Origin of the sequence: Streptomyces sp. AM 4-1-1, from assembly GCF_029167625.1 — a bacterium.
In the GTDB taxonomy this organism is placed as follows: domain Bacteria; phylum Actinomycetota; class Actinomycetes; order Streptomycetales; family Streptomycetaceae; genus Streptomyces.
Map to the genome: position 1 here is coordinate 1,818,792 of NZ_CP119145.1, position 13,946 is coordinate 1,832,737.

11 protein-coding genes are annotated in these 13,946 nt (G+C 71.8%); 4 read left to right on the plus strand and 7 right to left on the minus strand.

Features of this window, described 5'->3' with window-relative positions; all coding sequences use genetic code 11:
- Window positions 1-41 precede the first annotated feature (41 nt).
- Together PZB75_RS07640 and PZB75_RS07645 are read right to left on the minus strand one after the other, a co-directional pair.
- Window positions 42-1,301: an FAD-dependent oxidoreductase gene (locus PZB75_RS07640; RefSeq protein ID WP_275534533.1), complete on the minus strand. Its 1,260-nt coding sequence runs from the start codon at window positions 1,299-1,301 to the stop codon at window positions 42-44.
- Between the two features lie 265 nt (window positions 1,302-1,566).
- Entirely contained in the window at window positions 1,567-2,877 is a 1,311-nt protein-coding gene (locus PZB75_RS07645; RefSeq protein WP_275534534.1) for a deoxyguanosinetriphosphate triphosphohydrolase, read from the minus strand.
- A 417-nt stretch (window positions 2,878-3,294) separates the two neighbouring features.
- Between PZB75_RS07645 and PZB75_RS07650 the strand changes: the two genes are divergently transcribed.
- Entirely contained in the window at window positions 3,295-4,011 is a 717-nt protein-coding gene (locus PZB75_RS07650; protein WP_275538625.1) for an ElyC/SanA/YdcF family protein, read from the plus strand.
- A 244-nt stretch (window positions 4,012-4,255) separates the two neighbouring features.
- Here the strand turns inward: PZB75_RS07650 and cutA are convergent, their stop codons facing one another.
- Together cutA and PZB75_RS07660 are read right to left on the minus strand one after the other, a co-directional pair.
- Window positions 4,256-4,597 (minus strand): divalent-cation tolerance protein CutA, encoded by a 342-nt coding sequence (gene cutA, locus PZB75_RS07655; RefSeq protein ID WP_275534535.1) that lies wholly within the window; start codon window positions 4,595-4,597, stop codon window positions 4,256-4,258.
- Window positions 4,598-4,689: 92 nt separating this feature from the next.
- Complete coding sequence (locus PZB75_RS07660) at window positions 4,690-5,361, minus strand: NAD(P)H-dependent oxidoreductase (protein ID WP_275534536.1); 672 nt, start codon at window positions 5,359-5,361, stop codon at window positions 4,690-4,692.
- Window positions 5,362-5,538: 177 nt separating this feature from the next.
- Here PZB75_RS07660 and PZB75_RS07665 point away from each other — a divergent pair, with 177 nt between their 5' ends.
- From PZB75_RS07665 to PZB75_RS07675, 3 genes are all read left to right on the plus strand, one after another.
- The gene (locus tag PZB75_RS07665) at window positions 5,539-6,027 is read left to right on the plus strand and encodes a DUF5990 family protein (protein WP_275534537.1); all 489 of its coding nucleotides are present in this window, start codon (window positions 5,539-5,541) and stop codon (window positions 6,025-6,027) included.
- A 353-nt stretch (window positions 6,028-6,380) separates the two neighbouring features.
- A complete protein-coding gene (locus PZB75_RS07670; RefSeq protein WP_275534538.1) occupies window positions 6,381-7,070 on the plus strand; it encodes a hypothetical protein in 690 nt (229 codons plus the stop codon).
- A 132-nt stretch (window positions 7,071-7,202) separates the two neighbouring features.
- Complete coding sequence (locus PZB75_RS07675) at window positions 7,203-7,877, plus strand: class F sortase (protein ID WP_275534539.1); 675 nt, start codon at window positions 7,203-7,205, stop codon at window positions 7,875-7,877.
- On the opposite strand, the gene PZB75_RS07680 is transcribed toward PZB75_RS07675, so the two are convergent.
- From PZB75_RS07680 to ppdK, 3 genes are all read right to left on the minus strand, one after another.
- A complete protein-coding gene (locus tag PZB75_RS07680; RefSeq protein ID WP_275534540.1) occupies window positions 7,846-8,643 on the minus strand; it encodes a TSUP family transporter in 798 nt (265 codons plus the stop codon). The two genes, PZB75_RS07675 and PZB75_RS07680, sit on opposite strands and share 32 nt — an antisense overlap.
- 275 nt (window positions 8,644-8,918) lie before the next feature.
- Complete coding sequence (locus PZB75_RS07685) at window positions 8,919-9,971, minus strand: helix-turn-helix domain-containing protein (protein WP_275534541.1); 1,053 nt, start codon at window positions 9,969-9,971, stop codon at window positions 8,919-8,921.
- Between the two features lie 923 nt (window positions 9,972-10,894).
- Window positions 10,895-13,642: a pyruvate, phosphate dikinase gene (gene ppdK / locus PZB75_RS07690; RefSeq protein WP_275534542.1), complete on the minus strand. Its 2,748-nt coding sequence runs from the start codon at window positions 13,640-13,642 to the stop codon at window positions 10,895-10,897.
- Window positions 13,643-13,946 lie beyond the last annotated feature (304 nt).

Below are 13,946 nucleotides of genomic sequence, written 5' to 3' on the forward strand. Positions count from 1 at the left end.
CCCGCCCCGCGCGGTACCGCCCGTGGCGGCCCGGAGACCGCTCAGAGCAGGGACTCCAGCGGCACCGAGGGGTCGGCCAGCGCGTCCGGGTCGATCCGCTGTCCGGCCCGTACGAGCCCTTGCACGGTCTCGGTGACGTCCCACACGTTGACGTTCATGCCGGCGAGCACCCGGTGGTCCTTCAGCCAGAACGCGATGAACTCCCGCTTGCCCGCGTCGCCGCGGATGACCACCTGGTCGTACGAGCCGGGCGGCGCCCAGCCCGAGTATTCGAGGCCGAGGTCGTACTGGTCGGAGAAGAAGTACGGCACCCGGTCGTACGAGACGTCCTGGCCGAGCATGGCGCGGGCCGCGGCCGGTCCGCTGTTCAGCGCGTTCGCCCAGTGCTCCACGCGCAGCCGGGTGCCGAGCAGCGGATGCCGTACGGAGGCCACGTCGCCGGCGGCGTGGATGTCCGGGTCGGAGGTGCGCAGCGAGGCGTCGACTGCGATGCCGCCGCCCTCCTCCCGGGGGGCGATGTCGAGGCCCGCGGCCTCGGCGAGGGCGGTGCGCGGGGCGGCGCCGATCGCGGCGAGGACGTCGTGGGCCAGGTGCTCCTCGCCGTCGTCGGTGCGGGCCGCGAGGACCATGCCGTCCTGGCCGACGATCTCGCTGAGCCCGGCGCCGAAGTGGAAGCGGACGCCGTGCTCGCTGTGCAGGTCAGTGAAGATCTGGCCCACCTCCGGGCCGATCACGTGGTGCAGCGGGGTGGCGGAGGGTTCGACGACGGTGACCTCGGCGCCGTAGCCACGGGCCGCCGCCGCGACCTCCAGTCCGATCCAGCCCGCCCCGGCGATCACCAGGTGGCCGTTGTCCCGGCCGAGAGCGGTGAGGACCTGGCGCAGCCGGTCGGCGTGGGCGAGGCGGCGCAGATGGTGGACGCCCGCCAGGTCCGTGCCCGCGATGTCGAGGCGGCGCGGTTCGGCCCCGGTGGCGAGCAGCAGCTTGTCGTACCGCAGGACGGTGTTGTCGCCGAGCTGGACGGACCGGGCCTCGCGGTCGATGGCGGTGACGGGCTGGCCGAGGTGCAGCTCGACGTCGGCTCCGGCGTACCAGGCCGGTTCGTGGACGTAGACGCTGTCGCGCGCGTCCTTCCCGGTCAGATAGCCCTTGGAGAGGGGCGGGCGTTCGTACGGGTGGTCGCGTTCGTCGCCGACCAGGATGACCCGTCCCCGGAAACCCTCCGATCGGAGTGTTTCGGCTGCCTTCGCCCCGGCCAGTCCACCGCCGACGATGACGAACGTCCGATGTGCCTCGACCACTTGTTGCCTCCTCGGTGCGTACTGCGCGGCGCCATCCAGGCTGCGAGCGTCCCGCACGCAGCGTAACGGCGAAAGGGGGTGTGGCCCGATCAGGTCACGCCCGGAGGACTTCCGTCCGGATCGGGCCGGACCTGGTCGGACCGCATCGGGATCGGCCGGGACAGGCCGGAGCGGGCCGGGACCGGTGAGCGGCGTGAGGTGTGTGGGGCCGGTGGGACGGGACCGGATGTGTGGGGTCGGTGGGCCCGTGGGGACGCGGGGAAGGTCAGTGGCGTGGGGCTGTGAGGGTTTCGTGGAGGGAGCGGGCCGACGCGTCGGTGAGGGCGGCGATCTGGTCGACGAGGACCCGCTTGCGGGCCCGGTCGTCGCGAGCGGCGTCGTACAGCGACCGGAACTGCGGCTCCAGTCCCTCCGGGGCGCGCGCCGTGAGCGCGGCGGCGAGTTCGGCGATGACGATCCGCTGGTCGGCGCGGATGGCCTCCTGCTCGGGGCGCTGCATGACGTAGCGGTCGGCGACCGCCTTGAGAACGGCGCATTCGTTGCGGGTCTCGCGGGGGACGACGAGTTCGGCGGCGTACCGGCTGAGACGTCCGGTGCCGTACCGCTCCCGGGTTGCCGTCTCGGCGGCGTAGCAGAACCGGCCGATGAGCTGGCTCGTCGCGTCCTTCAGCCGGGCCTGGGCGACGGCGGAACCGTCGTAGCCGTGCGGCCACCATTCCTGCTCGACGAGGCGGTCGAGGGCGTCGGCCAGCTCCTGCGGATCGGTGTCCCTGGGCACGTACCGCCCGATGGCGACGGCCCAGATGTCGAGGCGTTCCGGTTCGGCGAAGAGGCAGTTCGGGTCGATGTGCCCGGCGTGCAGCCCGTCCTCGAAGTCGTGCACGGAGTACGCGACGTCGTCGGCCCAGTCCATGACCTGGGCCTCGAAGCACTTGCGGTCGTGGGGCGCGCCCCGGCGGGCCCACGCGAAGACCGGCAGATCGTCCTCGTACACCCCGAACTTGGGTGACCCGGGGTCGGTCGGGTGCGCGGCGCGCGGCCAGGGGTACTTGGTGGCGGCGTCGAGGGCGGCGCGGGTGAGGTTGAGTCCGACGCTGACCAGCTCGCCGGTCCGCTCGTCGGGCACGAACCGCTTGGGTTCGAGCCTGGTCAGCAGGCGCAGCGACTGGGCGTTGCCCTCGAAGCCGCCGCAGTCGGACGCGAAGTCGTTGAGGGCCTGTTCGCCGTTGTGCCCGAACGGCGGGTGGCCCATGTCGTGGGCGAGGCAGGCGGTCTCGACGAGGTCGGGGTCGCAGCCGAGGGCGGCGCCCAGCTCGCGGCCGACCTGGGCGCACTCCAGGGAGTGGGTGAGCCTGGTCCGGGGGCTGGCGTCCCAGGCGGAGCTGCGGGTGCCGGGGGTGACGACCTGGGTCTTCCCGGCGAGCCTGCGCAGCGCGGCGGAGTGCAGGACCCGGGCGCGGTCGCGTTGAAAGGCGGTGCGGCCGGGGCGCTTGTCGGGCTCGGTGTCCCAGCGTTCGGTGTCGGAGTCCCCGTAGCCGGGGGCCTCTGTCTCGTGGGTGCCCTGCGTACCGTCCATGATCTCGACAGTAGACGGCCGGGCCGACGGTGAGGGGGTCGGGCGGATGTCGTGAGCGTCTCGTTCACCGGGAATTCGCGTAGGCGTGGGCGGGAGAGGGGGTGAGCAAGCCGGGGCGGTGGGGGCGCGGGACCGGGGACCGGGAACGGGTCGCGGGAGCGGGGACCGGGAACGGGTCGCGGGAGCGGGGACCGGGAACGGGTCGCGGGAGCGGGGACCGGGAACGGGTCGCGGGAGCGGGGACCGGGAACGGGTCGCGGGAGCGGGGACGGCGAAACCGGCGGTGGGCGCGAATCCGGACGGTGGGCGGCGAACTCTTTCGCTCCTTCGGTCGTCTGATCCTGTGGGGCGGTGCGACAGGGCGGGCCGCCGGAACCGGGCAGGACCCGGCAGGACTGGGCAGGGGGCTCCGTGCGACTGGAGAAGGAACGGCCGACGGGACCGCCGGCGGGGCGGTTCCCCGTCCGGTCGCGGCCTCGGCTGCCGCGCACGCGGCGGGGGCGGCGTCGGGTGGTCCAGGCGGTGATGATCCTGTGCGTGCTGGCGCTGACGCCCATGACGTGGATGTACACGGCGGCCGGGGCACGGGTCGGGACCACCGCCGACGCGCCCTCGCGGCAGGTCGCCGTGGTGTTCGGGGCCGGTTTGTGGAAGGGCAGGCCGTCGCCGTACCTCGCGCACCGGCTGGACGCCGCCGTCGAGCTGTACCGGACGGGGAAGGTACGGGTGGTCCTCGTCACCGGGGACCACGGGCGGGAGGAGTACGACGAGCCGGACGCCATGCGGACGTATCTCACCGCGCACGGCGTGCCGGACCGGCGGATCGTCAGCGACTTCGCCGGGTTCGACACCTGGGACTCATGTGTGCGGGCCAGGAAGATATTCGGCGTCGACCGGGCGGTCCTGGTCAGTCAGGGGTTCCACATCCGGCGGGCGGTCACGCTGTGCCGGGCCGCCGGGATCGACGCGTACGGGGTGGGGGTCGACGCCGTGCACGACGCGACCTGGTACTACGGCGGCGCGCGGGAGGTGTTCGCGGCGGGGAAGGCGGCGCTGGAGGCCGCGTTCAAGCCCGATCCGCGATTCCTGGGGCCGACGGAGGCGGGCGTGGGAGAGGCGCTGGCGGCGGGCTGAGCGTGAGCCGGGCGTGGTTTCGGGTGTGGGACCGAACAGGGGAAACCGAACGCAAATTCGGGTGTGGGACCGGGCGGAGCGGGATGGGACCGCGCGTGGATGCGGCGGGGACCGGATGTGGATGCGGCGGGGACCGGGTGTGGTCGTGCGGAGCCGGCCGGGAGGCCGCGAGGCCGCGCGCCCGGTGCGCCCCGGGTGGTCGAGCACCCGGAGCACCCCCGATGGTCGCGGCGGCGGGCACCGGTCACAGCGGTGCGATGGGAGCGGTCTCGGCCGACACCCAGCCGAGGTAGGCGGCGCTGCCGCGTACCACCGGCAGGGCGATGATCTCCGGGGTCTCGTAGTCGTGCGCCGCCTGGATGTGGGCCTCCAGTTCGTCGTACCGCTCGGACGTCGTCTTGAACAGCACCTGCCACTCCTCGGCGGTCTCGATGGCGTTCTGCCACCGGTAGACCGAAGTGACGGGCGCGGAGATCTGGGCACAGGCGGCGAGTCGTGCCTCCACGACGCCCTGCGCCAGCTCCTGGGCCTTCTCCTCGCTGTCCGTCGTGGTCAGTACGGTCAGCCAGGCGGACGGTGTCGTCACCTTCGGGCTCCTTCGTTCGAGGTCGGCGGGCCGGGTCCCCGCCGACCGGCACTCCCCGATTGTCGGTCCACGACGGCCGCCGTGCGGGCGTTTCAGGAACCGTACGGGCGCGCCGCCTTCGCCTCGCGCAGTGCCTGGCCCCACCAGACGAGCTGGTCGAGCAGCGTCTTCGCCGCCGCGTCGCAGCCCGCCGGGTCCAGGTGCCGGCCGTTGTCGTCGAACTGCGCGGCCGCGCTGTGGAACGACACCGTGTCCCGGATGCCGACGGTGTGCAGCTCGGCGAAGACCGTACGGAGGTGTTCGACGGCGCGGAGGCCGCCGGAGACTCCCCCGTACGAGACGAAACCGACCGGCTTGGCCTGCCACTCGGCGCGGTGCCAGTCGATGAGGCTCTTGAGCGACGCCGGGTACGAGTGGTTGTACTCGGGGGTGATGACGACGAACGCGTCGGCGGCGGCCAGTACCGGGGAGACCTTGACGAGTTCGTCGCGGACGCCCGCGGTGGGCTGGAAGGAGAGGGCGACCGGCAGGTCCACCTCGGCGAGGTCGACCAGCTCGGTGTCGATGTCCGAACGGCCGTCGGTGTGCGCGAGGAACCAGTCGGCGACGACGTGGCCGAACCGGCCATCGCGGTTGCTGCCGAGGATGACGGCCACCTTCAGTGGTGGGGTGGTGGGCGCGGACGCGGATGTGGTCGTGGGTGCGGTTACGGATGTGATCGTGGGTGTGGAGGTGGGTGCGGAAGCAGTGATGTCGTCGTCCATGCGTGCAGGCTCGTACATCGACCAAGGTCGAGGTCAAGCCACTTCCGACGTGGCCTCGGGACGGGTCGACGCGTTCCGGGAACGCGGCCGGACCTTCCGGCACGACCGGGAGGTCCGGAAGGGAGCGGGAGGTCCGGAAAGGGGCGGGCCGGGGTCCGGCGGGGGAACATGGCTTTCATGCGCATCCATATCGAAGCCACGGACCTCCCGGGCCGCACCTGCGGCCCCGACAGCGACTTTCCCGGCGTCGGCAACGTCCATGTCGGCGTACAGCGCAAGGACCGGCCGGGCGAACTCCTCGGCCTGTACCCCGGCGACGCCGACTCGGCCTCCTGGACCCTGGACTGCACCACGCTGATCACGCCGGACGGTGTCGAGGTCTCCGGCCCGTACGTACAGAACCGGCTCGGCGGCAGGTTCGTCTATCTGTCCTGGGGGTCGGTCGACCGGGCGGGGGACTTCACCATGTTCCGCCGGGCCAAGCTGATGTTCGCCGACATCGATCCGGCCGTCCTCGAAGCCGCCGTACGATCCGGTCATCTGACGGCGCGTCTGGGGCTCACGGACGCGAAGGGCGGGCCGCTCTGCGCCCGCGTGCGCCCGCCGCACGTAGCGTGGTCCGCCACCGAACGGACCGCCCGCGCGGACCACACGCGGCAGGCATGACACCGCCCTCACCAGCCCCGGGGGGACGGGTCGGTGAGGGCGGCAGCCGGGGGGCGGCGGAGGGGTGCCGTCCCGTGGGGGGTGTAAAACGTGTGCCCGGCACCCACAAGGTCACTCATGTGATGTGTGTCACATTTCATGCGGACTGCCACCCGATCGGCAGGACAGGGCCTCTGTGTTCCGCGCGATGCGCCCGTACGGCCCCGACCTGCGCGGACGGCCGGAGGACGGCCGCGGTACCGAACCGTACGAGGGGCCGCTGAAGCACGGTCGGCAGGCAGCGGAGCCGTACGTCCCGTTAGCTCGGAAGGCAGGACAGACCCACTCGCGCCGCCTTCACGGAGGAATCCCCCATGCGCAGCCCTGCCCGTCATGTGACCGGTACCGTCGCCACCGCGCTGGCCACCGCGGTGCTCGGCCTCAACGCCGCGCCCGCCGCGTACGCGGGCGTCCCCGGCAGGCCGACGATCACCATCCGGACGGGCGCTCCCGGTGCCGCGGTCACCGCCGGCCGCCTGGCCCCCGGGCCCGACGGGCAGGGAACGGGCGAGGGGGAACCGCTGGACGACGGAGGGCTCGTCCCGGAGCCCGCGCCCCAAGGGGAGGGCGAGGAAGATCTCGACGTGTCGGGCCTCGACGCGTCGGGTTTCGGCGCTGCGGAGCACCCGGAGCCGGGCGGTCACGACGGGCCCGGCGAGCGGCGACCGCCTGATGGACACCGGCCGCCCGACGGCCACCGCCCCCCGGGCGGACACCCCGAACCCGACGGCCACCGGCCGCCCGGCAGGCACCCCGAGCCCGGCGGGCACGACTTCCCCGGTGGACCCGTCGGCCCGGTAGGACCCGGCGGGCACGACAACCCCGAGGACCGCCTCAGACCGTCCGGACACGTCAAGGCGGGGGACGGCGGCAGCGTCCGGTCCGACACCGTTCAGGTCGCGGCGGGCGTCGGCGTCCTCGCCGCGGCGGCGGCCGGCGCGGGCGTACTGCTGCGCCGCAGGCAGAAGCCGAACCACGACCCTGACCGACCACAGCACGACTGAACGCCACCACGACCGACCACCGTGACGGCTGATCGCCGACCGACCACCGCCACGACCGATCACCACCGCCGACGCCCCACCCGCAGGTCTCCCCCGCACTCCCGGACGCCCCCACTCCGAAGGACGACGCACGTGTCGCAGAAGGCACGGACGGCCCAGCTCTGGCTGTTGGCCATCGCCGCACTCGTCGGCGTCTGGCTGGTCGAGAACGGCGCCGCCACCGAGCTGGTCCCGCCGCAGCCCACCACCGCCGAGGCATTCGCGGCCGGTCCCGGTCTCCGGCCCGACGCACCGGTCGCCGATCCGCTGCGCCCGTCGGCACCGGTCCGTGTGCGTATCGCCGCCATCGGCGTGGACGCCCCGATGACACCGCTCGGGCTCGGCCCGGACGGCAGCCTCGACGCACCACCCGTCGACACCCCCGATGTCGTCGGCTGGTACAAGGGCGGCACCCCGCCCGGTGCCAGGGGCACCGCGATCCTCGCCGGTCATGTCGACAGCGCGCGGGGCCGGTCCGTCTTCTACCGCCTGGGGTCGCTGCGCAAGGGCAGTACCGTCGAGGTGGACCGCGCGGACGGCAGCACCGCCGTGTTCTCGCTGGACGCGATCGAGGTGTACGAGAACGAGCGCTTCCCCGACGACCGGGTCTACGGCGCGTCGGAGCACGCCTCGCTACGGCTGATCACCTGCGGCGGCGGCTACTCGAAGGAGACCGGCTACCAGGGCAACGTGGTCGCGTACGCCCACCTCACCGATGTGCGCCACGCCCCGTCGCTCACCCCGTCCACTGATCGAAGGCGAGCTTGACGACCAGGGAGAACACGACGACCAGCAGCACTCCCCGGACGAACCCGCTGCCCTTGCTGAGCGCCATCCGGGCGCCGGACATCCCGCCCGCCAGATTGAACACGGCCATGATCGCGGCGAGCTGCCACAGCACCGTGCCCTGCCAGGCGAACATCGCGAGCGCCCCGCCGTTGGTGCAGACATTGACGATCTTGGCCGTACCGGACGCGGTCACCAGGTCGAGGTGGAGCACGGCCGTCAGCGCCAGCACCAGGAACGTGCCCGTGCCGGGCCCGAACAGCCCGTCGTAGAAACCGATTCCGCCGCCCACCAGCACGATCGCCGTGACGGTACGGGCCAGGCCGCCGGACCGCGGCCGCTGCCCCTCCCCCTCGGACACCGCCCTGCCGAACGACGGCCGCAACATCACGAACGCCGCGACGGCGAGCAGCACCACCATGATCATCGGACGTAGTACGTCACTGCTGATCCCGGCGGCGAAGAACGCGCCCGCCATCGACCCGGCCAGCGCCGCGAGCCCGATCCGCAGCGCCACCGATAGCCGTATCGGCGTCCTCCGCGCGTACGTCACCGCCGCGCCCGTAGTGCCGACGATCGCGACCGCCTTGTTCGTGCCGAGGATCTGGGCGGCCGGTACGTGCGGCAGCCCGAGCAGCAGCGCGGGCAGGAGCAGCAGTCCCCCGCCGCCCACCACCGCGTCGATCCAGCCCGCCAGGGCCGCGGCGAGGCAGAGGAGAACGAGAGCGCTCAGGGATATGTCGGGCATGATCGCGATTTTAGGGCTGGGGTACGAGCCACCGCCGTACACCCGTCGGCCATGAGCCGATCCTCACGGGCCACCGACGTACATCCGCCGACCACGAATCGGTCCGTACGAGTCACTGCTGTACGCCCCCGGCCATAGCCGATCCTTACCGGCCACCGCCGCACACCCGCCGACCACGAGCCGATCCTCACGGGCCACCGCCGTACCCCGACCCCCCACGCCCACCCCCACGACCCCGGCCGTCAGCCGGACCGGGGCACCCCCGGTGCCCGGCCTCAGGACAGCGCGAGCGGTGCGCCGCCCCTGAGCAGTGAGCCGCCCAGCGGGGTGAGCGTGTGCAGCACCGAGCTGCCGTGGCGCAGCGTGTGGACCAGACCCGCCTCGCGCAGCACACAGGCGTGCTGGCTGGCGGAGGCCAACGAGACCCCGGCGCGGCGGGCCAGCTCGCTGGTCGTGCAGCCGTCGCCGATGGACCGGAGCACCGCGGACCGGGTGTGGCCGACGAGTCGGCCGAGCCAGGGGCCGGGTTCCGCGAAGGTGGGGGCGCCGGGGTGGGTGACCGGGTAGACGAGGACCGGTGGCAGATGAGGGTCGCGGTAGACGACCGGGGTGCCCCGGCAGAAGAACGACGGCTGGAGCAGTAATCCCCGGCCGTCCAGGCGCAGTTCCCGGTCGACCGGGTAGTCCGCCTCCAGGACCGGTGCGCGCCAGCGCATCATCGGCGGCAGCGTGCCGAGGAGTTCGTCCGCGCCGCCGTCGAGCAGGGCCCGGCCCCGGACCGCGCGGTCGGCCTCGACGCTTGCCTGGATGTGCGGCCAGTAGGGCTCGACGGCGGCGCGGTGGTAGCCGCGCAGGGCGCCGATGAGGCGGCCCAGCGGTTCGACGCGGCCCTCGGTGAGCGCTTCGAGCCTGGGGTGCGGGGGTCGTTCCCGCACCGCCGTTCCATGTGCCGACCGGTTGCCGCCGAGGCCGCCGAGGCGCGTCTGCTGCGGTCGGCCGGACGCGACGAGCGACAGCTCGCGGTGCAGCCGCTCGGGCGGTGTGTCGCGCAGGGCCTCCATCCCCGCGTCCAGACCGAACGGCTCGCCGTTCCCCTGAGTGGGTGTCAGGAAATCCGGGAAATAGCCGCGCTGCGGAACGATCGCCGCCAGCAGCCGCGTCTCACCATTCAGTCGTGGCCGTGTTTCGGTTCGCCAGTCACCGAACACCGTGGAAGCCCGGCGGTCCCGCAGTCGATGGAAACTGAGAATGGTTTCCCACAATGCGTCCGGCCTCGCCGCCATGCGGACCTTGGACAGGTCCACCCCGGTGAAATGAATGCGCAACACTGAACCCCACCCCTTGCACCCGCAATCGCCCCCATCAAATCGTATGCGAGCCATCACAGGACGTCACCACGGGGTTTCAGCCACAGTTGAAACGTCTCGCCCCAGGGCGGTGTCACCCGAAAAGCTGTACGACGTCGGGCACGAAACCAGAGCCACCGATTGAACGAGTGAAGGCCGTGGGGGGCTTCGCGCGTTCGGCGGCGGTTGGCAATGGTGCGGCTCCGTGTCCGACGGGGGTAAGCCGGGTGCGGTTCGCGGATGGGGTATCCGCGGGCCGCACCCTGGTTCGTTCCGGCGGCGTTCCCATCCCGTTCCCCGGTCGTTCCGCGCTCATTTCTTTGCGCATCGAACGGAGAAAAGGATGGCGCTCAACTGTCCGCAATTCAACAGCTGACGCCTCGTCGAATATCGGATTCCATCGCCCCCCGGGGCCTCGCCACACTCCGGACGACGCGCGGTTCAATTGCCCTGGACATGACAAAAAGGCGGCACCCGCGCACGGGTTACCGCCACTTCGGGAGTTCCGGGGCCGCCGTCGGGATGAGGTGATCCGACGGCGGCCCCGGACGGGAGAGAGCACGGGCCCGGCCCGCGGCCGACGCGGGCCGGGCCGGGCCGACAGCGGGCACTGGCAGCCGACACAGCACGCGGGTCCGGTCGGCTGCGGACGCGGCCCGAGCCCCGCGGCCGACGCGGCCGAGCCCGCGGCGGGCACCGGTCCGGCCGATGCGGGACACGGGTCCGGCGCTGCTCGGGACGCGGTCCCGGCCCTGTGGCGAGTGCGGTCGCGGGGCTCGGCCCTGTGGCGAGTGCGGTCGCGGTCCCGGCCCTGCCGCGGTCGCGGTCCCGGCCCTGCGACGGACGCGGTCCCGGCCCCTCGGCGAACCGGTCCCGGTCCCTCGACGACCCGCCGCGGACGCCGTTCAGCGGCTGTCGCTGCCCCGGCCCTTCGACGCCACGGCGGCGGCGCGGCCCGCCTCCAGCCGCGCGACGGGGATACGGAACGGCGAGCAGGAGACGTAGTCCAGCCCGACCTCGTGGAAGAAGTGCACCGACTCCGGATCGCCGCCGTGCTCCCCGCAGACGCCCAGCTTGAGGCCGGGACGGGTGGCCCGGCCCGCTTCGACGGCGCTGCGCACCAGCGCGCCGACACCGTCCTTGTCGATCGTCTCGAACGGCGACACCCCGAAGATGCCCTTCTCCAGGTACGCGGTGAAGAACGACGCCTCCACGTCGTCCCGCGAGAAGCCCCACACCGTCTGCGTCAGGTCGTTGGTGCCGAAGGAGAAGAACTCCGCGGCCTCGGCGATCTGGCCGGCGGTCAGCGCGGCGCGCGGCAGTTCGATCATCGTGCCGATGGAGAGCTTGAGGCGGGTACCGGTGGCGGCCTCGACCTCGGCGATGACCTGGTCGGCCTCCTCGCGGACGATCTCCAGCTCCTGGACCGTGCCGACGAGCGGGATCATGATCTCGGCGCGCGGGTCGGCCTTGGCGTTCATCCGCTCGGCCGCCGCCTCGGCGATGGCCCGTACCTGCATGGCGAACAGACCGGGGATGACCAGTCCGAGCCGGACCCCGCGCAGCCCCAGCATCGGGTTCTGCTCGTGCAGCTTGTGGACGGCCTGGAGGAGCCGGAGGTCGTTCTCGTTGGCGTCCTGACGGGACTCGGCGAGCGCGACCCGCACCGACAGCTCGGTGATGTCCGGCAGGAACTCGTGCAGCGGCGGGTCGAGCAGCCGTACGGTCACGGGCAGCCCGTCCATCGCCTCGAACAGCTCGATGAAGTCGGCCTTCTGGAGCGGCAGGAGGGCGCCCAGCGCCGTCTCACGCTCGTCGTCCGTGTCGGCCAGGATCAGCTTCTCGACCAGCTCACGCCGCTCGCCGAGGAACATGTGCTCGGTACGGCACAGGCCGATGCCCTGGGCCCCGAAGCGCCGTGCCCGCAGCGCGTCCTCCGCGTTGTCCGCGTTGGCCCGCACCCGCAGCCGGCGCACCCGGTCCGCGTACGCCATGACCCGGTGCACGGCGGCGACCAGCTCGTCGGCGTCGTCGGCGCCCGCGTGCATCCGGCCCTCGAAGTACTCCACGACCGGGGACGGCACGACGGGCACCTCGCCCAGGTACACCTTGCCGGTCGAACCGTCGATGGAGACGACGTCGCCCTCCTCCACGACCCGGTCGCCGACGGTCATCCGCCGCCGCTTGGTGTCGACCTCCAGCTCCTCGGCGCCGCAGACACAGGTCTTGCCCATGCCACGGGCGACCACGGCCGCGTGCGAGGTCTTGCCGCCGCGCGAGGTCAGGATGCCCTGGGCGGCGATCATGCCGTCGAGGTCGTCCGGGTTGGTCTCGCGGCGGATGAGGATGACCTGCTCGCCGGAGCGTGACCACTTGATCGCGGTGTACGAGTCGAACACCGCCTTGCCGACCGCGGCGCCCGGCGAGGCGGCGATGCCACGGCCGAGCAGTTCGGTCTTCGCCTCGTCGTCGAAGCGCGGGAACATCAGCTGCGCGAGCTGCGCGCCGTTGACGCGTTGCAGCGCCTCGGCCTCGTCGATGAGCCCCTGGTCGACGAGCTGGGTGGCGATCCGGAACGCGGCGCCCGCGGTGCGCTTGCCGACGCGGGTCTGGAGCATCCACAGCTGGCCGCGCTCGATGGTGAACTCGATGTCGCAGAGGTCCTTGTAGTGGGTCTCCAGCGTCTCCATGATCGACATGAGCCGGTCGTACGACGTCTTGTCGATGGTCTCCAGATCGGCGAGCGCCACGGTGTTGCGGATGCCCGCGACGACGTCCTCGCCCTGGGCGTTCTGGAGGTAGTCGCCGTACACACCCTGGTGTCCGCTGGCCGGGTCGCGGGTGAAGGCGACCCCCGTACCGGAGTCGGGGCCGAGGTTGCCGAAGACCATCGAGCAGACGTTGACGGCCGTGCCGAGGTCGCCGGGGATGCGCTCCTGGCGGCGGTAGAGCTTGGCGCGGTCGGTGTTCCACGAGTCGAAGACCGCCCTTATGGCCAGGTCCATCTGCTCGCGCGGGTCCTGCGGGAAGTCACGCCCGGCGTCCCGCGTGACGATCTTCTTGAACTGCTTGACCAGCTTCTTCAGGTCGGCCGCGTCGAGGTCCACGTCGACCGTGACGCCCTTGGCCCGCTTGGCGGCCTCCAGCGCCTCCTCGAACAGGTCGCCTTCGACGCCGAGGACCGTCTTGCCGAACATCTGGATGAGCCGGCGGTACGAGTCCCAGGCGAAGCGCTCGTCGCCGGACTGGGCGGTGAGCCCGACGACCGACGCGTCGGAGAGACCGATGTTGAGGACCGTGTCCATCATGCCCGGCATGGAGAACTTGGCGCCGGAGCGGACGGAGACCAGCAGCGGGTCGTCGGCCTGGCCGAGCTTCTTGCCCATCCGCTGTTCGAGCGCGTCGAGGTGGGCGCTCACCTCGTCCCGCAGTGCGGCCGGCTCCTCGCCGCTTTCGAGGTAGACCTTGCACGCCTCGGTGCTGATGGTGAAGCCCGGGGGGACGGGCAGCCCGAGGTTGGTCATCTCGGCGAGGTTCGCACCCTTCCCGCCGAGCAGGTCTTTCAGATCCTTGTTGCCCTCGGTGAAGTCGTAGACGAACTTCTGCCCCTGGGACTCCGGGATGGATACGTGGGGATCTTTGTTTTCCGACACGGGTCTCGACTCCTCGAGGACGCGGTGGCTGCCCTGACGGCGAGGAACATACCCAGATCGAAGGCTTCTGGGTATGTCCACTTGTCTGTCATAGGGGCTTAACCACTCGTCCGCCAGCAGATCGAAAGTGCGTCGGAAGAGCCACACCGGAACCGTCACCTTCACTTCCCGAACGGACGGACACGGAGAGCAGTTGAAACGGCCGGAGATGGCCACGTTCGGTGACATGAAGGATGATCGATCGAAAAGAGAAAGGGTGGCACTGAGTGCCAACCTTTGAAAAGTGCACCCCGCCAAAAGCGCT

What these genes read in the sequence shown, in the direction of transcription:
- PZB75_RS07680 (WP_275534540.1), bottom strand. Translation starts at nt 8,643, where the DNA reads ATGCCCGACATATCCCTGAGCGCTCTCGTTCTCCTCTGCCTCGCCGCG.
- PZB75_RS07660 (WP_275534536.1), bottom strand. Translation starts at nt 5,361, where the DNA reads ATGGACGACGACATCACTGCTTCCGCACCCACCTCCACACCCACGATC.
- PZB75_RS07645 (WP_275534534.1), bottom strand. Translation starts at nt 2,877, where the DNA reads ATGGACGGTACGCAGGGCACCCACGAGACAGAGGCCCCCGGCTACGGG.
- PZB75_RS07665 (WP_275534537.1), top strand. Translation starts at nt 5,539, where the DNA reads ATGCGCATCCATATCGAAGCCACGGACCTCCCGGGCCGCACCTGCGGC.
- PZB75_RS07670 (WP_275534538.1), top strand. Translation starts at nt 6,381, where the DNA reads ATGCGCAGCCCTGCCCGTCATGTGACCGGTACCGTCGCCACCGCGCTG.